This window comes from Pantoea sp. B550 (genome assembly GCF_024158165.1).
GTDB classification, from domain to species: domain Bacteria; phylum Pseudomonadota; class Gammaproteobacteria; order Enterobacterales; family Enterobacteriaceae; genus Pantoea; species Pantoea alfalfae.
Genome location: NZ_JAMYXI010000003.1, coordinates 432,718 through 455,099 on the forward strand (window position 1 = coordinate 432,718; position 22,382 = coordinate 455,099).

General features: G+C 55.4%; 17 protein-coding genes and 1 tRNA gene. 2 read left to right on the forward strand and 16 right to left on the reverse strand.

Annotated elements, in window-relative coordinates; all coding sequences use genetic code 11:
- Positions 1-22: 22 nt before the first annotated feature.
- The 10 genes from NIM72_RS05180 to NIM72_RS05225 form a co-directional block, all read right to left on the reverse strand.
- Positions 23-1,630: an ABC transporter substrate-binding protein gene (locus NIM72_RS05180; RefSeq protein WP_161735942.1), complete on the reverse strand. Its 1,608-nt coding sequence runs from the start codon at positions 1,628-1,630 to the stop codon at positions 23-25.
- Between the two features lie 81 nt (positions 1,631-1,711).
- Positions 1,712-2,989 (reverse strand): FAD-binding oxidoreductase, encoded by a 1,278-nt coding sequence (locus tag NIM72_RS05185; protein WP_161735943.1) that lies wholly within the window; start codon positions 2,987-2,989, stop codon positions 1,712-1,714.
- Between the two features lie 10 nt (positions 2,990-2,999).
- Positions 3,000-3,668: a haloacid dehalogenase type II gene (locus NIM72_RS05190; RefSeq protein WP_161735944.1), complete on the reverse strand. Its 669-nt coding sequence runs from the start codon at positions 3,666-3,668 to the stop codon at positions 3,000-3,002.
- 27 nt (positions 3,669-3,695) lie between these two features.
- A complete protein-coding gene (locus NIM72_RS05195) occupies positions 3,696-5,165 on the reverse strand; it encodes an aldehyde dehydrogenase (protein ID WP_161735945.1) in 1,470 nt (489 codons plus the stop codon).
- A 447-nt stretch (positions 5,166-5,612) separates the two neighbouring features.
- Entirely contained in the window at positions 5,613-7,070 is a 1,458-nt protein-coding gene (locus NIM72_RS05200; protein ID WP_161735946.1) for an NAD-dependent succinate-semialdehyde dehydrogenase, read from the reverse strand.
- 160 nt (positions 7,071-7,230) lie between these two features.
- Positions 7,231-8,190, reverse strand: coding sequence for an HTH-type transcriptional regulator Cbl (gene cbl / locus NIM72_RS05205; RefSeq protein WP_013358380.1), 960 nt, complete (start codon positions 8,188-8,190; stop codon positions 7,231-7,233).
- Positions 8,191-9,133: 943 nt separating this feature from the next.
- Complete coding sequence (nac, locus tag NIM72_RS05210; protein WP_161736886.1) at positions 9,134-10,051, reverse strand: nitrogen assimilation transcriptional regulator NAC; 918 nt, start codon at positions 10,049-10,051, stop codon at positions 9,134-9,136.
- A 453-nt stretch (positions 10,052-10,504) separates the two neighbouring features.
- Entirely contained in the window at positions 10,505-11,530 is a 1,026-nt protein-coding gene (locus NIM72_RS05215) for an ABC transporter permease (protein ID WP_190285965.1), read from the reverse strand.
- A 23-nt stretch (positions 11,531-11,553) separates the two neighbouring features.
- Positions 11,554-13,038, reverse strand: a complete 1,485-nt coding sequence (locus NIM72_RS05220; RefSeq protein WP_098052921.1) for a sugar ABC transporter ATP-binding protein — start codon at positions 13,036-13,038, stop codon at positions 11,554-11,556.
- A gap of 32 nt (positions 13,039-13,070) precedes the next feature.
- Complete coding sequence (locus NIM72_RS05225) at positions 13,071-13,994, reverse strand: sugar ABC transporter substrate-binding protein (protein ID WP_033733168.1); 924 nt, start codon at positions 13,992-13,994, stop codon at positions 13,071-13,073.
- Positions 13,995-14,499: 505 nt separating this feature from the next.
- On the opposite strand from NIM72_RS05225, the gene NIM72_RS05230 reads away from it, so the two are divergent.
- A tRNA-Asn gene (locus NIM72_RS05230) sits at positions 14,500-14,575 on the forward strand.
- Positions 14,576-14,663: 88 nt separating this feature from the next.
- On the opposite strand, the gene NIM72_RS05235 is transcribed toward NIM72_RS05230, so the two are convergent.
- The 3 genes from NIM72_RS05235 to NIM72_RS05245 all read right to left on the reverse strand — a co-directional run bounded on the left by NIM72_RS05235 (position 14,664) and on the right by NIM72_RS05245 (position 16,698).
- A complete protein-coding gene (locus NIM72_RS05235; protein WP_033733169.1) occupies positions 14,664-14,966 on the reverse strand; it encodes a helix-turn-helix domain-containing protein in 303 nt (100 codons plus the stop codon).
- Between the two features lie 4 nt (positions 14,967-14,970).
- On the reverse strand, positions 14,971-15,324 hold the full coding sequence (locus tag NIM72_RS05240) for a type II toxin-antitoxin system RelE/ParE family toxin (protein ID WP_253419151.1): 354 nt from the start codon (positions 15,322-15,324) through the stop codon (positions 14,971-14,973).
- Positions 15,325-15,609: 285 nt separating this feature from the next.
- Positions 15,610-16,698, reverse strand: a complete 1,089-nt coding sequence (locus tag NIM72_RS05245) for a YncE family protein (RefSeq protein WP_253419154.1) — start codon at positions 16,696-16,698, stop codon at positions 15,610-15,612.
- A 425-nt stretch (positions 16,699-17,123) separates the two neighbouring features.
- On the opposite strand from NIM72_RS05245, the gene fhuE reads away from it, so the two are divergent.
- Complete coding sequence (gene fhuE / locus NIM72_RS05250) at positions 17,124-19,286, forward strand: ferric-rhodotorulic acid/ferric-coprogen receptor FhuE (RefSeq protein WP_253419157.1); 2,163 nt, start codon at positions 17,124-17,126, stop codon at positions 19,284-19,286.
- Between the two features lie 153 nt (positions 19,287-19,439).
- Here fhuE and NIM72_RS21550 read toward each other — a convergent pair whose 3' ends face one another.
- The 3 genes from NIM72_RS21550 to NIM72_RS05265 form a co-directional block, all read right to left on the reverse strand.
- The gene (locus NIM72_RS21550) at positions 19,440-19,607 is read right to left on the reverse strand and encodes a hypothetical protein (protein ID WP_371876272.1); all 168 of its coding nucleotides are present in this window, start codon (positions 19,605-19,607) and stop codon (positions 19,440-19,442) included.
- A 303-nt stretch (positions 19,608-19,910) separates the two neighbouring features.
- A complete protein-coding gene (locus tag NIM72_RS05260; RefSeq protein ID WP_253419160.1) occupies positions 19,911-21,212 on the reverse strand; it encodes an LLM class flavin-dependent oxidoreductase in 1,302 nt (433 codons plus the stop codon).
- Between the two features lie 45 nt (positions 21,213-21,257).
- The gene (locus NIM72_RS05265) at positions 21,258-22,328 is read right to left on the reverse strand and encodes an iron-containing alcohol dehydrogenase (RefSeq protein ID WP_253419163.1); all 1,071 of its coding nucleotides are present in this window, start codon (positions 22,326-22,328) and stop codon (positions 21,258-21,260) included.
- Between the last annotated feature and the right edge of the window lie 54 nt (positions 22,329-22,382).

Below are 22,382 nucleotides of genomic sequence, written 5' to 3' on the forward strand. Positions count from 1 at the left end.
AGCCTGATGGGACAGGCTGAGATCAGGCGGTCAGCCAGGCAAACTCATGGAAGCGATAGCCCATCATCATGCCTGACGGCCAGGCTTCGACCCCTTTAACCTTTTTGTTGTAGCCATCGGTGGAGCTGATAAAGGTCGGGATGATCGTGCCGCAGTGGTCATAAATCAGCGTCTGCATATCGCCATACATCTGCTTGCGCTTTGCCTGATCGCGTTCCCCTCGCGCGGCGACCACCAGCTGATCAAACTGGGGATTTTTCCAGCCCGATTCATTATTCGGTGCGGTAGAGAGATAAAACTGTGAGAAGAGCATGTCGAGCGTCGGACGCGGATTTATCGAGCCATATCCCACCGGATCTTTCATCCAGTGCGAAGACCAGTAACCGTCATACGGCACACGTCGCACTTTTACATTCAGCCCTGCCCCGCGCGCCATCTGCTGGATCATCTGCCCGCCTTCGTTCGCCCCTTCAATGTTGGGCGTCGTGATGATCTCTACTGTCGCGCCAGCCATACCCGCTTTTTTAATGTGGAACTTCGCTTTTTCTATGTCGAGCGGACGCGGTTTGAGGTCGGCGTTGTAGAGCGGATGCCACGGCGGCACCGGCGTGTCATTACTGACGTCGCCATAACCCTGCAGTACCGTTTTCACCAGCATGTCGCGCGGCTGCAGATATTTCATCGCCAGCACAAAGTCTTCGTTGTTACCCGGTTTCACGTCGGTGCGGATAATCAGGTTGGTGTACATGCCTGATTTGCTCTCCAGTATGCCAAACTCGCTGCTGGCTTTAATGCGTTTGCAGTCTGCGGCTGTCAGGGTGGAGACCATCTGCAGATCGCCCGACATCAGGGCATTGACGCGTGCTGCACCGTCGGTAACGCCAATCAGCTCCACCTCATCCAGGTGCGGCAAGCCGGGCTTGTAGTAATGGGGATTTTTGGTGCCGATGGTGCGTGTGCCTGGCATAAAGGTTTTGCAGACAAACGGACCGGTGCCGATGCCTTTGCTGAAGTCGGTGGTGCCGTCTTTGACAATCAAAAAAGGCGGCGTCGCCAGCATGTAAGGGACGTCAAAGTTGGCGCTATTCAGCTCCAGCTGCACCTCGTTATCATTGACTGCGCTGAAGGTTTTGAACTGATCGGCCAGCTTAAAGGCGATTGAGGCGATAGCCGGATCTTTGTGTCGGCTGAGCGAGAAGATCACATCTTTAGCGGTCAGCGGTTTGCCATCATGGAAGGTGACGCCCTTCCGCAGTTTAATATGCCAGGTGATGCCGTCGCTGGACTCCAGTGATTCGGCCAGCGCCGGTTGCGCCATCAGGTTTTTGTCCAGTTCGGTCAGGCCGCTGTAGAACATGAACTGACGGGTGTAGTCCGCGCTGTTGTTACTTTTAGCCGGATCGAGCGTGTCGGTAGCGGAAGCATTCGACATTGCCGCCCGCACTTTACCGCCTTTGACCGGCTTGTCGTCCGCCAGTGCCGCCCCGGAAAAGCCCACCAGCCCGCTGCTCATCACCGCACCAGCGGAAAGCATTTTCATCAGGCTGCGACGTGACAGCGATCCTTCGGTGATCATGCGCGTCAGTGCCGGATTTACCGCATCAGCGTCGTTATTATCAAATTTACTCATCTCTCTACCCTCAATAGTCAGGCGAACCGGGATCATGTTCTGGCGGTGCTGGCAACCTGGCGGCCAGCACCCGACGGGACGTTAAGAAAGGCGATCCTTTGCTTTGTAATAGAGTCCTGCGAGCGGTAAAAACCATGGCTTGCCGTGATAACCGGGCAGCGCGGGCCATGCATCACGCTGCCAGGGATTTTCAGTGCGCTTTTCGGCCAGCAAATCGGCCATTACCCGTCCCATCCACACCGACATCTGCGTGCCGTGGCCGCTGTAGCCCAGTGAATAGAACAGGCCATCCTGTTCACCCGCGTGCGGCAGACGGTCGGCCGTCATATCGACCATGCCTCCCCAGCAGTACTCCACCTCTGCCTGGCCGAGCTGTGGCAGCATCTGCGTCATCGCGTGGCGCAGGATCTCGCCGCTGCGCGAATCAGAGGTTGGGTTACTGACCGCAAACCGCGCCCGCCCGCCAAACACCAGTCGGCTGTCGGCAGTGGTGCGGAAGTAGTTGCCGATATTCAGCGATGTCACATAGGTCCGATTATGGGGCAGCGCCTGGCGCAGCAGCGCCGGGTCGAGCGCTTCCGTCACCACAATAAAGCTGCCGACCGGCACGATGCGGCGCTGAAACCAGGGGAAAGGGCCGCTGTTGGAGCAGCCCGTCGCCATCAGCACTTTATCCGCCAGAAGGGTGCCCTGCGCGGTGTGAATCCGGTGCTGATAGCCCTTCAGACGTTCCAGCTTCGTCACGGCGTGGTGCGGGTAAATTTTCGCCCCGCTGCGGGCGGCGGCTTCAGCCAGCCCAATGCCAAACTTGCCCATGTGCATCTGACCGCCACGCTTCTGCAGCAGGCCGCCGTGGAATTTGTCACTGGCGATTTCGTCGCGCACTGCCGTTTTGTCGAGCAGTTCGATCTCGGGGTCCACAGTGCGACGCATCAGTTCATAGGCTTCCCGTAGCCCGGCGACATGCGATGCTTTGCTGGCGAGCTTGAGTTTGCCGCACAGACGGAAGTCGCAGTCGATCGCTTCAGCCTGAATCAGTTGCTGGACGTAGCTCACCGCGTCGTCAAATGCCCGGTAGAAGCGGCTGGCCTGCTCCAGACCCTGACTCGCCACCAGCGAGGCGAAGTTCTGCGCCACACCGGTATTGCAGTGACCGCCGTTGCGGGCCGATGCCTGGCTCATGACGTCGCCACTCTCCAGCAGCACCACGCTGATGCCGCTGCGCGCCAGGTTAAGTGCTGCCGAAACGCCGGTGAAGCCGCCGCCAATCACCACCACGTCCGCCTGGGCGGGCAGCGGTTCGCGGGCAGCACCGGTAAAGGCCGGTGCCGTGGCCTGCCAGAACGATTCCAGTTTCATGGGGAGTTCCTCAGAGTCCGACGACGCCAGGCAGGCCGCCGATATCTTTGATTTCGGTGTACTGGTAGTACGGGTTCGCCGGTTCATGACCACGGTTGACCCAGACTTTGTTTTTGATGCCGAGATCGTAGGCGGTCATCAGGTCATAGCGGAAGCTGGAGGAGACGTGCAGGATCTCTTCCGGACCACAGCCAAGCTTATCCAGCATGTACTCGAAGCCCTTCATCTGGGGTTTATAAGCGCCTGCCTCTTCTGCCGTGATGGTCATGTGAATGGGCGCGCCCAGACGCGGTACATGGTGCGGGATGAGGTCTTTCATCGAATTGGTCAGCAGCACCAGCGGAAACGCCTTAGCGACTTTTGCCAGTCCGGCCGGCACATCGGGGTGCGGACCCCAGCTGGCGCAGTCGGTGTAGATAAAGTCGCTGTCGGCTTTGTCCCACTTAATGCCCCACTTTTTGCAGGTGCGCTGTATCGCATTACTGACCACGTCGTAATAGGGTTTCCATGCGCCGAGCACCTCATCCAGCCGGTAGCTGGCAAAGTCGGCGGTAAACGCGTTCATCGCATCCGGGTCGACGCGGTCGCTGAAACAGCGTTGTGCCGCACCGGCCATATCGAAGCGAATCAGCGTGCCGTAACAGTCAAACGTGATGAATTTCGGTTTAAACAGTGCCATGTAACACCCCTGTCTTGTCAGTTGCGCTTAGAAATCGATGAGTACGCTTTTCTGGCGCTGGCAGGCCTGAAACGCCTGACGCCCTAAATCTTTACCAATGCCGGAGCCGAGAAAACCGCCTGTGGGAATGATGAAGTCGCCGGAGCGACCATAGCGATTGATCCAGACAGTGCCCGCGTCGATGGCGCGCATCGCCCGCAGCGCGCGCGGCAGGCTTAGGGTGTGAACACCGGCGCAGAGGCCATAGGTGTCGTGCGCAGCCATCGCCAGGCCCTGCTCTTCATCATCAAACGTCTGTACCGTCAGCACCGGACCAAAAATTTCCTGCTGTACCGCCGGGTTATCCTGCGCCACATGGCTCAGCAGCGTCGGCTGCCAGAACCAGCCGCCTTGGGTGTCGGCAAAGCGCTCTCCACCCACCAGCACCTCTGCGCCCTGCGCTTTTGCGGCTTCAATGACCGAGCAGACTTTATTGCCCTGGCGTTCATCGATCAGCGGCGCGTAGCGGCTGCCTTCCTGCCAGGTGACGCCCGGTTTCACTTCCCGGCAAAGCTGGGCCAGTCGCTCAACCAGCGGATCGGCAATGTTGCGCTGCACAATAAGACGGGTGCCCGCTACACAGGCCTGACCACCGTTGGCGGTGAAGCCGCGCAGAATGCGCTGAGCCAGCACCTCAAGGTCACCCGCATCATCAAACACCAGTTGCGGGCTTTTGCCGCCCAGCTCCAGCGTCACCGGTTTCATGCCGTGCTGCGCGGCATCACTCATGATGCGCGCGCCGGTCAGGGTCGAGCCGGTAAACGAGACTTTGCGCACCAGCGGATGTTTCACCAGCGCGCTGCCGGTCACCGCGCCACTGCCCTGCACAATGTTCAGCACGCCCGCTGGCAGGCCCGCCTGAATCGCCAGTTCGGCCATGCGCACCGTTGAAAACGGGGTCAGTTCAGAGGGTTTCAGCACGACCGCATTGCCTGCTGCCAGCGCGGGTCCGCATTTCCACGACGCCATCGACAGCGGGAAATTCCACGGGGTAATCGCGGCGATGACGCCATAGGGTTCCGCAATCAGCATGCCGAGGCTGCTGTCCCGGGTGGGAAAGAGATCGCCACTGTATTTGTCGGCGCATTCGGCATAGAAGCGAATCGCCTCGGCGGTAAATGGAATTTCGTGCAGCACCACGTCGCTGATGGGTCGCGTTGAGCCCAGCGCTTCCAGTTGAGCCAGTAGCGTATCCTGCTCGATCAAATCGGCCCAACGGCGTAAGACGCGACCACGTTCACGCGGCGGACAGCCTGACCAGCCGCTGGTTTTTAGCGCCTGATGCGCGACGGTGACGGCACGATCAACATCCTGCGGCATGGCGTCCTGCAGCGTGGCATAGACGCTGCCATCAGAGGGACGTTTAACCTCGAAGGCTGCGCCCTGGCTCTGGCAATGCTGGCCGCCAATATAATGGCCAACCGGAAGAGAAACTTTTTCAGGGTCGAAACTTAACATGGAAGAATTCCTTATTTGTAACACCCATCAGTTGCTGGCTTATTAGCGTTTTTAACTGGCATTTTCTGCGCTGTTAATAAGCTAATGCAGAAAGTATGCCAGCCGGGCAAAAAATAAAAATGCGTTTAAAACAGCGCAAAAAAATTTTCTGCCGTATTACCGGGATAATTTTTGTGGATTTGCCGAACAATTAAACAGATGATTTACTTCACAAAATTTATGCGCCCTGCTGGTGCAACCTGCACGGAAATTGCACCAAAGCGGATATTCCGGGTCAGGCTGCCCACTTTTGCGCTCATGCCCCGCCAATTTACCGACCCGCCTCACATCCCTGATAAATTCTTTACTTTTTAAAGAGGATTATTTGACGCAGCAGAATTTATTCTGTGCGCCAGGCGAAAAAAAACGCCAGCCGGATTTTCCGGCTGGCGTTGGGGTCATATTTAATTACAGACTGCCAATGTGAAACGTTTTCTGTTCCAGATATTCATCCATTCCGTAGCGGGATCCTTCCCGGCCAATACCGGAAAGTTTCACGCCACCAAACGGCGCAACCTCAAGAGAAATCGCGCCGGTATTGAAGCCGACCATGCCAAACTCCAGCGCTTCCGCCACCCGCCAGGCGCGCCGGATATTTTCGGTAAAGAAGTAGGCGCCCAGGCCGTATGGCGTGTCGTTCGCCATCGCGATCGCCTGCTCTTCATCATCAAAAATAAACAGCGGCGCGACCGGGCCGAACGTCTCTTCATGGGCGATGCGCATGCTGGACGTGACCTCGCCGAGCACCGTGGGCTGAACAAAAGTGCCGTTGCCCTGGCTGATGCCGCCGGTCAACAGCGTAGCTCCCTGACTCAGCGCATCATCAATGTGACCGTTCACTTTCTCCACCGCGCGGCTGTTGATCAGCGGGCCAATGGTACTGTCGGGTGCAAAGCCATCGCCCACTTTCAGGGTGGCGACCGCCTCCAGCAGTCTTGCGGTAAAGCGTGGATAGATGTTGCGCTGCACCAGAATGCGGTTGGCGCAGACGCAGGTCTGCCCGGCATTGCGGAACTTGCTGAGCATGACGCCCGCGACCGCAATCTCAATGTCGGCATCATCGAACACGATCAGCGGGGCGTTGCCGCCCAGTTCCAGGCTCAGACGTTTGATGCTGTCAGCGCTCTGCTGCATTAATAACTGCCCGATGCGGGTCGAGCCGGTAAAGGAGATTTTACGCACCGTACGGCTACTGGTCAGTGCCGCGCCAATCTCCGTGGGCAGGCCGGTCAGCACCTGCAATACGCCTGACGGAAAACCGGCACGCTCTGCCAGTACCGCCAGCGCCAGTGCCGAGAGCGGCGTTAACTCAGAGGGTTTGACAACAATCGGGCATCCGGCGGCCAGTGCGGGAGCCACCTTGCGGGTGATCATCGCAATCGGGAAGTTCCAGGGTGTGATGGCGGCGGCAACGCCTACCGGCTGTTTCAGCACCAGAATGCGCCGGTCGTCGCTGGGCGCGGGAATAGTGTCGCCATAGATACGGCGCGCCTCTTCCGCGAACCATTTCACAAAACTGGCCCCGTAGAGCACTTCACCTCTGGCTTCCGCCAGCGGTTTTCCCTGCTCGGCAGTCATGATGATTGCCAGGTCGTCAGCATGTTCAATAATCAGCTGATGCCATTTTTCCAGCAGTGCGGCACGGCTGGCGTTAGGGGTTTTGCCCCAGCTGATGCGTACCGTTTCCGCATAGGCTATCGCCTGCTCTGTTTCCGCACGGCCCAGCGCCGGAATAGTCGCCAGCGTTTCGCCCGTGGCGGGATCGGTAACCGGCAGCGTGGCACCCTGATGCGCATCCTGCCAGCGTCCGGCAAACAGCGCCTGCTGGCGCAGCAGATCGCTGTCTTTAAGTTGTAATCGCGACATAACATCCCCTTGTGGTCAGCTGATTCCACTTTATCGCGCCGTGTCAGCGCAGGATGTTGTTGTGCGGGGTCAGAAAGGTCGCTAAGCGAGTTTTTCGCGGTGATTTGAAATTTTATGCTGTGCGGAAATGGGCGCGCATCCGGCGGGATGCGCACGCGCTTTAAATCTGGAAGTCGATAACCGGTTCGTCGTCATTACTGTAGGAGAGCGCCTGCCGTTTGATCTCCTCCAGCGACAGGTTAGCGTTGCAGAGCTCCAGGAACTGCCAGACGTAATTACGCTGCAGCTGACCCCGCTTGAGGCCGAGCCAGACGGTGCTGGCATCAAACAGATGTGTGGCGTCGATGCGTACCAGCTCTTCACTCTCTTCGGTTTCACACGCCTGATCGGCCAGTATCCCGACGCCCAGACCAAGTTTAACGTAGGTTTTCACCACGTCGGAGTCCTGGGCGCTGAGCACGATATCCGGTTTTAAGCCCGCCGACTGGAAGGCACGGTCAACCCGCGAACGGCCGGTGATACCCTGGCGGTAAGTAATAAGAGGATAACGGCTGAGGGTGCTCAGTGAAACCGGTTGATTCTGCACCAGTTCATGATCTTTCGGCACCAGCAATGCGTGATGCCAGCTGAACCAGGGGAATGCCGCCAGACTGCTGTTATTAACCAGCATTTCACTGGCGATGCCGATATCCGCTTCACCCGCCAGCAGCATGGTGACAATTTCCTGTGGCGATCCCTGATTGAGTTCCAGCCGGACGTTGGGGTAGAGCTGACGAAACGCTTTGATGATTTTCGGCAGGCTGTAGCGCGCCTGAGTGTGGGTAGTGGCGATGGTCAGAATGCCGCTGGTTTCATTGGTAAAAACATCGGCCAGACGTCGTACCTTCCCCGCTTCATCGAGGATGCGTTCGGCGATGGTCAGCAGCGCTTTACCCGGTTCGGTCATTCCCAGCAGGCGCTTACCGCGACGGATAAAGATCTCAACACCCAGTTCATCTTCCAGGTCACGAATATGCCGACTGACACCTGACTGAGAGGTAAACAGCGTATTAGCGACTTCCGTTAAATTAAACTCACAGCGGGCCGCCTCGCGGATGATTTTAAGCTGCTGGAAATTCACGGTATTTACCTCCCTTTACATAATCTGATTCCCCGATGTTAAGAACTATTATTGATAACAGGAAATACTAAAAAATTTGGCTTTATGAATTTAGGGAATAACGGGGTGGGGCTGAGGTTGTGCGAACATGCTGAGATGATTGGCCTGGCAGCCCGGGCTTAACAGGTGTTCGCTGCGCGAATGGCTGCTGCAGAGCTGAAGCTGGAGTGTTCGCTGCGCGAACGGGCTGGCAGCAGAGCTGATGCTGCGGTTTGTTCGCTGCGCGAACGGGCTATGAGAGGGGTTTCGTTCGCCTGAGAAGTTGGGCAGTTTCAGACCCGCCTCTGCAGGCGACCGACAAGGGGCCGCCAGTCGCCGCGCCCCCTTGCCCCCCGGCTCCGGCGTGCTTCACCGCCGCTTCGCGGTCCCTTCGCTTCTTCCGGATTTCTGACGGACCAGCAGGACGCGCCATCCCTGGCGCGAACCCGCCTCTTCGCGACATCCCTGTCGCTCGTCCTGAAATCCCTTATCCGCTCAGCGGTTCTGACGGCCTCCCCACCCCCTCGCTGTTATCTCTTCTCTCAACGTTAAGTACTTAACTGCGGTTAGTTTCAATGATGGTCTTTGGCTCTCATGCGAGCAGACAACTCCTCATTCAGGAAAAACAAAAATTTTACAGGCGGGGGTTTTGGAGAGGCATCCGGAGCGCTGAGGAACAACCGGAGGCGAAGATGAGCCGACAGGACGTCGGCGAAAGGACGGTCCGCTGGCCGCAGGGCGTGACGAAGGTACCCCGCGAAGCGGGGCGCGCAGGCTGCCGGACGCCGGGATTGTTAAGGGGCGGGCGTCCGCCCCTTGACGCGTCCGCCTGCTCGGGCAACCTGAAACTCCCATACGCCTGGCGGGCGTCACCTTCTCAGGTGAACGCGCTGCAAAGCTTAACCTCAGCCCGCTGCAAGCGCCCCTACCCCACTAGCATCAACTCCCGCTCCTCATTCAGCGGCTTATTCAGCAGTGACAGCAGGATATTTTTCACGGCCTGTGCAGAAGGCGATAGCGGCAACCGGGCGGAGATGTTCAGCGACAAAGGCAGACTCAGTGACGGGCTGTTGATGCGTGACATCCAGGCATCCGTCGAACCCACCAGCGCCCGGGCAGCGGATTCAGGTAATACGGTGACGCCCATACCGCTGGAAATCGCTGCGGTCAGGGTTGAAATCGATTCGATCTCACCAATGATGCGCGCACTCAGGCGACGCAGTGAAAATGCCTCATCAACCCGTTTGCGCACTGCGCTGTAGTCGCGTGGTAAAAACAGGCTCATCTGCGCCACATCGGCCAGATCGACGCTGGCACCTGGGTAATCGGATGCACCGACCAGGAAGAGATCTTCTTTCATCAGCGGCACGCTGTTGATTCCGGCAGTCGGTGCGCGATCGTACAGCACTGCCATATCCAGTTGACCGTTCATCACCTTCTCATTCAGTACGCTGCCGCTGTTTTCGTGCAGGTAGACCAGGATTTCAGGAAACTGATCGCGGACGGTCTGCAGCAGCGGCATGGTCAGTGAAGAGGCTGCCGTGCCCGGTGCCAGTCCAATCGACACCTGGCCGCTCAGCACCTGACCAGCATTGATCACCGCCGTCTGGGCCTGCTCGCACTGGCGCAGAATAGTACGCGCATGGCCATAGAGAATCTTTCCGGCTTCCGTTGGCGTGACGCCGCGCTTGGTGCGGATCAGCAGTTGCTGATCCAGCTCATTCTCCAGCGTTGCCACCTGCTGACTGAGTGCAGGCTGTGCGATGTGCAGCACTTCGGCTGCCTGCGTCAGACTGCCGATATCGACGATTTTCACAAAGTACTTCAGTCGTCTTAAATTCATCTTGCCTCCGTCACTTACCCCGAATAGCGAAATAGGTCTGATCCTATCGCCCTGATAACAGAGATTTTGCAAGATGCAGGCCAGGTTTAAATTGTACACCTCACCCGTCGGCCAGATTTTTCCTAACGGCCCGGAAAATAAGCGTTTCTGATTACCTCTTAAGGGTTAATAAGGATCAGGAATGTGTAATTGCAATGAAGGAGAGGGGTGGGCGCACTGTGGCAGTGCAGACGCTGCGAGTCAGACGTGCAGAAAAGTGATGGCGGGCTGTACAGTTTAAGTGCAGTGGAAACGCATTGCACCTGATTAAAGCTTGCCGGGCTTACAGGAAAGCATTAACGAACACCATAAGAATGTAACCGGTATCAGCAGGAATTCTTATCTCTGGCGAATCACTGAGGCTAAAAGCAACCGTTGCCCTCTCCCGTTACGGAAGAAGGCAACGCCTGTTGATTAACGTTTTTTGCGGTTACGGTGCATGTCGATAGAAACCGCGGCCACGATGATTATCCCTTTAATAATGTCCTGAATGTAGGCGTCAACACCCACGAAGGTGAAGCCGCTTTTGATCAGACCGAGGATAACCGCGCCGATTAATGTGCCGGTGATACGACCTACACCACCCATCAGGCTGCTGCCGCCGATAACAGCTGCGGCAATCGCATCCAGCTCGTAGGACATTCCCATGCTCGACTGGCCGCTGCTGACACGCGCCGCCAGTACCACACCCGCCAGGCCAGAGAGCGCACCGGCAATGGTGTAGACGATGATCAGATACTTATTAACGTTGATACCGGAGACTTTCGCCGAGGTCATGTTGCCGCCGATGGCGTAAACATATTTACCGTAACGGGTATGTTTCAGGGCGATATGGAACAGCAGTGCCACCACCAGGAAAATCACGACCGGCATGGCACCCTGACCGATTGAGGTAAAGCCGTCAGACAGGAAGCTGATCGGATTACCCTGGGTGTAATACTGCGCCAGACCACGTGCCGACACCATCATGCCCAGCGTGGCAATGAAGGGCGGAATGCCGGTGCGGGTAATCAGTACACCATTGACCGCACCCGCCAGCAGACCCACACCGATACCAGCCGCGATAGGGATCACCGCAGGCATATTGACCAGCGAGGGATACATCGGCGACAGGCTGTCAGAGGTCTGCGCCAGACTGGCCGCTACCACCGCCGCCAGGGCGATGACGGAACCGGACGAGAGATCGATACCGGTGGTGATGATGACCTGGGTCACGCCAACGGCGATAATCCCGATAATCGCCACCTGCAGGACAATCAGGATCAGACGGTTGGTGTTGAGCAGGAAAGACTGGTCACGCACGTACCAGCCGAACATTTCAAAAATCAACGCAATCCCCACCATCACCACAAAAATGCCGGTATCTTTCGGCAGTTTATGGCGCAGGCTGGCAAAAAAAGAGGGTTGCTGCGGGGCTGCCGGGGTAGCAGTAGCTTTCATATTGCTCATAGTGGTCTCGCGCCTCACTCGGATGCCAACGACAGAATGGTTTCCTGATCGGCTTCTTCTTTATCGAGGATGCCGGTTATACGCCCGCCGTGCATCACCATCACCCGGTCGCTCATGCCAAGGATTTCCGGCAGTTCAGAGGAGACCATGATGATAGCCACGCCACGGTTGGCGAGTTCACTGATTAAGCGGTAAATCTCCGCTTTTGCACCGACGTCAATGCCGCGCGTCGGTTCGTCCAGAATCAGAATCTTCGGTTGCGCCAGCAACCAGCGGGCAATAAGAACCTTCTGCTGATTACCGCCGCTGAGGTTATTGATGATTTGATCCATGGTCGGCGTTTTGATATTGAGCCGACGGATCTGGTCCATGCAGTCCTGCGCCATCTTCACATGGCTGACAAAACCGCTTTTGCCGCTGTACTCCGGCATGTTGACGATGCTCATGTTCTCCATCACCGACAGCACCAGAAACAGCCCGGACTTTTTACGGTCCTCGGTCAGGAACGCCATGCCCTTTTCAATCGCGGTTGAGGGCGAGTCGATCGTCACCGGCACGCCATCAATCAGGATCTCACCGCTGTCGAAACTCTCCATGCCGAACAGGCTTTCCATCACTTCACTGCGACCGGCCCCCACCAGCCCGGCGACGCCGAGGATTTCACCCCGGCGCACGCTGAAACTGACGTCGGTGAAACGATCTTTGCAGGTGAGGTTACGCACCGTCAGCACCTCTTCGCCAATGGCGCTGTTGAATTTCGGGAACAACTGCGTCAGCTCGCGCCCTACCATCTGTGTGATCAGCGACTGACGGGTGTATTTAGCCGTCTGATCGCTGGCGATCCAGCTGCCGTCGCGGAAGATACTGACCTCATCGGTGATGTTAAAGATCTCATCCATCTTGTGGCTGATGTAGATGATTGCTTTGCCCTGCTCCCGCAGATCGCGAATGATGGTAAACAGATGCGCGACTTCGGTTTCCGTGAGCGCGGAGGTCGGTTCATCCATAATGACGATGTCTGAATCCCAGGAGACCGCTTTGGCAATCTCGACCATCTGCTGCGACGCAATGCTCAGCTCGCCAACCATCCGATCGGCTTTCAGGCGGATGTTGAGGCGGTTAAGCAGTTCCTGCGTCTTCTGATTAAGTCTGGCATGATCGACAAAGCCAAACTTCATCGGTTCGCGGCCAAGCCAGATATTCTCGGCGACGGTCATGTAAGGCACCAGATTGAGTTCCTGGTGGATCATTGAAATGCCGGAACGCAACGCGTCCATGGTGTCCTGAAACTGCACCGGCTCCCCTTTAATTTTGATGGTGCCCTTATCGGGACGATACATCCCGATAAGGCACTTCATTAAAGTGGATTTGCCCGCGCCATTTTCGCCCATCAAGGCATGTACCGTACCCGGACGCACCCGCAACGATACGTTGTCGAGGGCTTTGACACCGGGGAAGAACTTGCTGATGCCTTCGGCTTCAAGCGCAAACGCGTTCATACATCACCTCCGTACAGCTGGGTCGGGAACGATTATTTCAGGTTACGCTTGGTAAACTGTTCCATGTTTTCTTTGGTAATCAGCTGGTAAGGGATGTTGATGACTTTCTGGACTTTTTCGCCTTTCACCAGCTTGATTGCTGTCTGTACCGCGCCTTCCCCCTGGCCCTGCGCATCCTGGAATACCGTGGCGACCATTTTGCCCTGCTTCAGCATCTGCAGCGCATCGGGAGTGCCATCGACGCCAGCGATCAGGATTTTGTCCGGGTTTTTACCCAGCGCCTGCAGCGCACCGATCGCCATTTCATCGTTGTTCGACGCGATGGCATTGATTTCATCACCCGCCGTCATCCAGTTACTGACCACATCCACCGCGTCGTTTCGGGTAAATTTGGCGGTCTGTTTCTGAACGATTTTGATACCAGGGAATTTAGCGGCAACTTCTTCCACACCTTTGGTACGGTCGCGGGTCGCTTCGTTCGCCAAATCACCCATCAGGATGGCGACATTGCCTTTGCCGTTCATCGCTTTAGCCAGCGCTTCCATCTGTAAGCGCCCGGCCAGTTCTGAATCGGAACCCACATAGGCCATTTTGCCGGTCAGTTCCGCCTGTGGACGGCGGTTGACAAAGATCAACGGGATACCCGCTTTGCTCGCCTGATCCATAATCGGTTTAACCGCATTGGTGTCGACCGGGTTGACGATCAGGGCATCCACACCCTGACCGATAAAGTTCTGAACCTGCTGAAGCTGCTGTGAAACGTCACCTTTTGCATCCTCAACCTGGCCTTTAACGCCATCCTTCTGCATCTCCTTCTGCATTGACGTACGCAGAATCGTCAGGAAGTTGTCATCAAACAGCGCCATTGAGACGCCCACCGAGACATCTTTTGCCATAACCGCGGCAGGTAACATGCAGGCTAACAGTGAGGCGACAATCGTTTTTTTAATGTTCATAGGGACCCTTCTTATTTGTTAACTTGCTCAGGGGCTGAACCCGCGAATGAAAAATATCTTTTACATTCACCCAGCCTGTCTGGCGTCTGTTTCGGGAAATTTGAGGTAAGACTTCAGGTTATGGCTATTTTTGTGATCGACCACTCCTTTTCACAATCACTTGATCTGCAAACAGTTAGTTTAAAAATGCCGTTTCATTTCCGGATGATAATCACGACCGTGATGATAAGCAGTTTATTTGTTCCATATAGTTTCGTTTTGAAATTTTTATCATAAAAGCACTGAAACGGTTGTTTTAACATCGGCAAACAACAAAACTTTGACATGCCTCTAACATCTGCCGAGAAATGCCCGCAAAGTGAGATCCTGTTGGCAGTTTGAAAAGCCAGCAGATTTACGTAAAAACCGCCAATCCGCTGCTTTTACGAGCATCTGAACGCAATTCAGTAAACAGGGCTTTGACAAGCGGGATCAGCGCCGTTAATATTCGCCCCGTTCAAGCGATTCCTCTGTAGTTCAGTCGGTAGAACGGCGGACTGTTAATCCGTATGTCACTGGTTCGAGTCCAGTCAGAGGAGCCAGAATTAGAAAAGCCCGCTCAGGGAAACCTGAGCGGGCTTTTTGCATTGATGTTTTTAATCACGGCGACGTGGTTTTCACGCCAGAGGCTTACACCACGAACCCGTAGTGGGAACCATCCGGCAGTTCCACCACCAGCCGCAGTTTCCCCCCTGCCGCATCGACGTAGCGTTTGAGCGTGGAAAGCTTCAGGTCACGCCCCGGCTTTTCCATGCCCGCCACGGTCGGCTGTGTGATGCCCAGCGCCTGCGCCATTTCCACTTGCGTTTTCTGCACTTTCTCACGCAGCTCGGCAAGGTGAATGTTGAGCAGGATTTCGGTCGCCATAGCCTGTGCGTCGGCAACGACTTCCGGTTTTTCATCCGCAATAAGCTGTTCCAGCGTTCTGCCCATCACGTTACTCCTTATGGTTAAAGCTTTTTAGCCAGTGTGTGAATTCCCGATCGGCAACCGGAAGCATCTCCCGATAAAATCGCTTTTCATTGCCCGCCTTATTACCGGCACACAGCACAATTGCCGTGCGGTTCGGGTCAAAAGCAAAGAAAGCCCTTATTGGGTCGCCGCGGCTCTGGATACGTAACTCTTTCATGTTGATATAAGCGGAACCTTTAATCGTATCCGCATAGGGTCGGCTTAATCCCGGCCCCTTTTCCCGCAGCACCATCAATGCAGCCAGCACGCAGGCGCGATCGCTGTCATTAAGCAACGTAAACCAGCGATCAAACCGCTCTGTCGTTTTAATCATCCACACGAGATCTCCTTATCAATATAGGTCAGATGCTATATAGGTGTAAAGCGATAACCGAGTGTGATGTCGCGGCATGTCAAAATCATGGGTCTTAAATGAAATGCGAGAGAAGTATTCAGTTATGTCAGTGAAAACCGCACAAGATCTGCACACATTCGCGAGCTGTATCTGATTTGCTGCGGGTTGTGGTGATCTCATGGCGGTCAGACGAAAGCCCACTCAGGCTTCACTGAGTGGGCTTTAAGAAGGTTAGCGGCTAAACGCTAAGAGGTAACGCCTGGCGCGTGCTTATGGCAACACGATACGAGCAATCTCGTCAGTGCCTTTAGTGGAGGAATCTTTGTTAAATTCCGCTTTAAGGGTGACAAACAGGGTATTGTTATCCGGACCTATCAGCAGGCTGTTGGGATTTTTTTCGAACGACCAGCTGTTTTTCACCGCATAGGTGATGGCATCCAGTTGCAGTACTCTCTTCGATTCGCGCTGGCTGATGTAAAGCTCATTGCGCTTAGCGTTGAACTTAATGCCCATCGCATCACCTTCAATGCGTTTGATTACCTTGCCGGTGCGCTCATCAAAGATCAGCGTGGCTTTGCCTTTGGAATCGTCGGTCACGAACAGGCGACCGGTTTCAGGATCTTCTGCCATGTTCAGGAACAGATATGCTTTGCCATCGCCTGGCGTCCAGCGCTTCTCGATTTTATGGCTGCGCGGATTAATCACCAGAATTTCACCCGAGCCATTAGCAGCATAGATGCGATCAGTCAGCGGTGAGTAGATGATACCCGTCACCCATTTACCGGCATTCTTAATTTCGGTTTTAAGCGTAAAGGTTTTGGTGTCGACTACCGAGATATAGCCTGGTTCAGCCACGCGGCCCACATAGAGTTCGTTGCCATGCCATAACACTTCACGTGCACCTGCCGGATAGCCCTCTTTACTGATTTTGCCCGGGAAGACCAGACGCTGCAGCACTTTGCCACTCTTCGCATCCACTCTGGAGATTGCGCCATCCAGCGAGTTGGTGGTGTAGAAGACCTCACCCGCTTCATCGATAGCGGTGCCGAAATTTTTCATGTCGGTATGTGTTTCACCCTGAGTAGTTAGTGTGGCGGGATCAAGACGGTAGATCATGCCGCCGTTCACATCCTTAAACGCCTGCGCACTGGCAACAAATAACGCTTTTGCTGCAGGAGAATAAGCCATTTCATACAGACCATCCCCCAGGGCGCGCTGAGTTACCGCGCTGTCGACTGGTTTAGAGGCTTCTGCAGCAGGCGCATCAACTTTTTTAGCAGGTGCCTGACACGCTGTCAGGCTAATGGCAGCGGCGGCAGCCATGGCAACAGCGGCTTTGCGCGGGCTTAACGATTTCATGCAGAACTCCATCAGGGAATAAAGGGTGCCGGGCCATTCTGATCGGCCAGAATAAAGAATGCGAATCATACTCATTAACAGTCGCTAAGCAAACTACGGCTCAGATTCCTGTAGCGCTCCAGTGCGTTCTCACGACATAAACCTTCAACTTCCGCTTTTTATTAGGGTCAATTCGCCCTTTTTCAGCACCAGAATAATGTAAACGCCAGCAAGTATGAGGCTTTTATCGCGCTTATTTATCTGATTTATTTGAAATTAATATAATGTTACATCTTCAATTGAATCTCACAGGGAATTTATAAAGCAAATGATTATCATTGGCATTCTCACAACTAATTCAGCTTCTCTCTTTCTGTGATGGGCTGAGAAATATAACGATCAAAGCGTAATGACTTAACGCAATACCAACATTTAATGGAAAATTTATGGCTCGTAGTGGCAGGGAATCAGATTTCAAAAACGTTTTCAGCGTTTCATTACTGGCACTGACGGTGCATGCCCTTCTCAACCCCGCTCTGGCGGCTGCGGAAACATCGCAGGATATGGTAGTCAGCGCGGCCCCCGCCGATAACAGTGAAAGTGATAAGCAGAATTACGCAGTCCAGACCACCCGCGCGGGCACTAAACTAATGCTGACACCACGCGATGTGCCGCAATCCCTTAGCGTGGTGACGCAGCAGCGGATGCAGGATCAGGATCTGCAATCCGTTAGCGATGTGCTGACCAATGCCACCGGTATCTCCACCAATCTGATCGACAGTGAACGCTCCGAGTACTATTCACGCGGCTTTAAGGTCAGTAACTTCACCTTCGATGGCATTCCGACGTCGGTCAACGATAACTGGAATTACGGCGATGCGGCGTCTGACACTGCCATCTATGACCGCATTGAGATCGTGCGTGGGGCAACCGGGCTGATGACCGGCGCGGGCAGCCCGTCAGCCTCTATCAACATGGTGCGTAAACATGCCGACAGCAAAACCGCCACCGGTACGCTGAGCGCCAGCTATGGCAGCTGGAATAAACAGCGGTATGTGGCGGATCTCTCCTCTCCGCTGAACGGCGACGGCAGCCTGCGTGGCCGCGTGGTAACCGGCTATACCGATCAGCAGAGCTGGCTGGACCGCTATCAGAAAACCCAAAAGTTTATCTACGGTGTGATGGATGCCGATCTCTCTGAGAAGACCACGCTGTCACTGGGTTACGACTATGAAGATAACAATACCGGCAATCCGACCTGGGGTGGCCTGCCGATGTTTTACAGCAACAACGCCACCACACATTACGATCGCAGCCTGAATTCGTCAGCCAACTGGACACGTTACAACACTAACTCGCGCAAAGTCTTTGCGGACATCGAGCATAACTTTGACAACGGCTGGAATATTCATGTCAACGGCACGCACGCCGAAAACACCTTCAGCGATAAGCTTCTCTATGTGATGGGCAATCCCGACCAAGAGAGCGGTGAAGGCACCACCGGCTACGGCAGCATGGATCGCGGCAAGCGTAAAATGGATTCCATTGATGGTTTCGCCAGCGGCCCGTTTGACTTACTGGGCCGTCAGCACCTGTTAATGGCGGGTGCGAACTACAGTCGGCAGCATAATGCCGCTTACAGTCAGGATGGTTTCAGCGATGCAGAGGCTCGTGAGATCGCCACTGCTGATATGGGTATTTTCAATAATCACTGGAGCGGTAACGTCGCGGAGCCTGAGTGGCAGGGCTGGTATCTCAACGATGATGACACGGTTCGTCAGAAATCGGTGTACAGTGCTGCACGTCTTTCGCTGGCCGATCCGCTGTCACTGATCGTTGGCGCACGCTATACCCAGTGGAGCACGAACGGCAGCAGCGGAGAGATGACCAAAAACAACACCACGCCTTACGCCGGGCTGGTCTATGACATCGATGACACCTGGTCCGCCTATGGCAGTTACACCGCCATTTTCCTGCCGCAGACCTATCGTGATACTCATGGCAGTTATCTCTCGCCTGTCACCGGAAAAAACTACGAAACCGGTCTGAAATCGGCCTGGAACGACGGACTGCTGACGGCCAGCGTGGCGATTTTCCGCATTGAGCAGGATAACGTCGGTCAGGCGCTTGATGGTGTCTACCTGAGCGGCAGTGAGCAGGCCTATGTTGCAGCCAAAGGTGCTGTGAGTAAAGGTGCTGAGTTCGAACTGAATGGTGCGCTGAATGATAATCTGCAACTTACCTTTGGCGCAACCCGCTATGTGGCACGTGACCAGAGTGGCCGCTTTAACAGCTATCAGCCACAAACCTCATTTAAGCTTTTTACCCGTTATCAACTGGCCGCAATCCCCGACCTGACTGTCGGCGGCGGCATCAACTGGCAGAACCGGGTATTTAAAGATGTCACTAATGCCAGCGGCGACAGCGTACGGGTTTATCAGGGCAGTAATCCCCTGGCGTCGTTGTTTGCCCGCTATCAGGTGAATAAGCAGGTCGCGGTGCAGGCCAACGTCGATAACCTCTTCGACCGCGAGTATTACAGCTATATGAACAGTTACGTATACGGTGAGCCACGTAATGTGAACGTCAGCGTTTCGTATCAGTTCTGAATGGCCTGCCAGAGATATCAAAAAGCCCGCGATGAATATCGCGGGCTTTTTTGTTTTTCAGCAACGAGGGCGGTGACTCCTGTGCAGCTGACTATCCTTTTAAAAGGGTTAATGAAAAGAGTCATACGTGAATATGTCTGAATTGTAGCTGGCTTATTTTATCGATTTATTACGCCAGAAAACAAAAGCAACCACCGCGGTTAACACACCAATCAGCGGCATGGTCGCTGCGCCCGCCAGAAAGTTGTGCTGGTCGATACGCTGGTTCCTGCGGATATCCGCGAAGCGTGCCAGCGCCTCTGTTTCATCTGATGCACGCACTTCCTCAAACTCTTTTTTATACCCCTGCTCTGTCAGATCTGAAGCCCGGTTTACGTCTGATCTTTTCAATGCAACGGTGTGTTTGCCTCTGGAATAGAATCTGTAGTCTGACATTCAGTGAGCTCGCGGTCAGTAGAGTGAATGTCTGTTATATCGGGCAGGCAGTGATTTGCAAAATGGTTTTAGTAAAGCGTGAGGCACGATAAAGATTTCGTGCTGGTTAAACTAACCGCACGTCATCTTCTGGCAGACTCCGTGCGGTACAGGCGACAACATTCCACGCGATGAGAGTGAACCAGGCTCTTAGATCACGTCCAGCCCCAGATTTTCACGCAGCGTGGCAAACTCATACTCCTCACGAAACAGCCCGCGACGGCGCAGTTCCGGAATCACCAGTTCCACAAACAGATCGAGCTGTTCCGGCATGATGGCGGGCATGATGTTGAAGCCATCCGCACCGCCCTGCTCCAGCCACAGCTGGAAATCATCGGCGATATCTTCAGCCGTACCGACAATCACGCGGTGCCCGCGTGAACCGGCGGCGACGGCGGCCAGTTCGCGCAGCGTCAGGTTTTCGCGTTTTGCCATATCGGTCATCAGCTTAACGCGGCTCTGGTTCCCTTCGCCCAGCGGCACCTCCGGCACCGGGCCATCCAGCGGATACTGACTGAGATCCATGCTGAACCGCAGTGAGAGCTGACGCAGCCCATTCTCAATATCCACCAGCGTATTCAGCTCTTTCCACAGCGCCTTAGCGTCTTCGCGCGTGCGGCCGATAATCGGCATGACGCCAGGCATGATCACCACCTGATCCGGGTTGCGCCCGGCGGCCACCACCTGCGCCTTCTGCGCGCGATAGAAAGATTGCGCCTCCTCCAGACTGGCAGAGGCGGTAAAAATCACTTCCGCCGTCTCCGCCGCCAGCTTCTGACCATCCGCCGAAGAACCCGCTTCGATAATCACCGGACGGCCCTGCGGCGAGCGGGTGATATTCAGTGGACCCTGCACCTGAAAATGTTCGCCCTGATGATTAATCGGCTGGATTTTCTCATCAACAAAATAGTTTCCGGTCGCTTTATCCGGCTGCACGGCGCCCTCTTCCCACCCCGCCCACAGTTTACAGGCCACCTCGAGGAACTCACGCGCTCGGGCGTAGCGTGAAGCATGATCGGGCATATCACTGCGGCTGAAGTTTCTTGCAACGTCTGCGGAAAACGAGGTCACCACATTCCACGCGGCACGGCCCCGGCTGATGTGATCCAGTGATGAGAAGCTGCGCGCCAGCGTAAAGGGATCGCTGAAGGTGGTGGAGGCCGTCGCGGCCAAGCCAATGCGCCGGGTATTGACTGCCAGCGCCGCCAGCATCGTCAGAGGTTCAAGACGGGCCATGGTGGACGGCAGACGATACATGCTGGTTGCCAGGGCATCACCCACAAAAAAGAGGTCGAACTTACCCGCTTCGGCTTTTTTTGCCAGGGCGATCAGCCAGTCAATATCGGTGGGATCGCCCAGTTGTTCGGTCAGACGCCAGCCACTGACGTGCTGACCCACAGGTTGAACAAACAGGCCGAGCCGCAGGCGACGTGGTGAAGTTGCAGAGTTCATAAACGATTCCTGGTCTGAAAGATGAAAAAGCGCGCCGCAGCGCGCTTAAAGAAGGGTGTCGGTCGCCAGCAGGGCCTGTTCCAGTGTGCTGGCAGAGACGGTAAACGGCAGGCGTTCTGCGCAGGCTTTGGGAAATGTAATCTGCTGTGCGATGTGACGCAGCGCGGTGTCACGATTGCCCGGCAACGCGGGAAGCTTTAGTGGCATGCCGTAATAGCGCAGCAGCGCCAGCAGTTCTGCATCCGGTTCCCCGTCATGCTCAATCAGCGACTGCACCAGCAGGCTGAAGCCCACTTTTTCGCCATGAAGCCAGTGATGGAGTTCCGGCTGGTGGGTCAGACGATTATGGATGGCATGCGCCAGCCCCGGCGTCGGCAGCGCGTCGCGCACGCTGTTCGCCAGCCCTGCCAGCACGATACTGGCATCGATGACTTTGACCAGTTCGGGTGTGACCCGCTGCTGCTGGCAGGCGGCTAGCGCGGCCTCACCATATTGCAGAAACACATCTGCCGCCTGCCGCGCGGTCATCACCTTTAAATCCAGCGCCAGATCGTTGGGGTTATGCCGCTGGTAAGGGCGGAATTCGTAATATTTTGCCAGCGCATCCACAATACCCGCTTTCAGAAAGCGCACGTCGCTTCGGGCAATGACCTCACTGTCTACCAGCAACAGTTCCGGCATTTTGCCCAGAGGCTGGCTGCGCAGATGCCCGCCCGCTTCGTTATAGATGATGGCAATCGGTGACCAGGCGGCACAGGTCGCTGCCTGAGTAGCAAAGTTAATCAGCGTAAGTGCCGGTAACTGGCTGGCGGCGGCTTTGGCGGCATCCAGCACCCGTCCACCGCCAATCGCCAGCAGTAACTCTGCGCCCTGCTGTTCGGTTTGCTGTTTTACGCGGGCAATCGCCTCTTCAGTACATTCACCCGCTAAATAATCCAGCTGCCAGTGAATGCCCGATGCCTCAAGACTCTGGCTTAATTCCGGATTAACCGCCTGCCACGCGTGCGGCGAGGTCAATATCCGGATATGGCTGGCGTAGGGTTTAATAAACTCACCGACGCGTGCACGCAGGCCCGTCTCATGTGCATAGGCTCGCGGAGAAGTAATCGCTAACACAGCGGCATCCTGATTATAAGAATTAGGCCAAAAAGGCTTTAATTACATTTATTT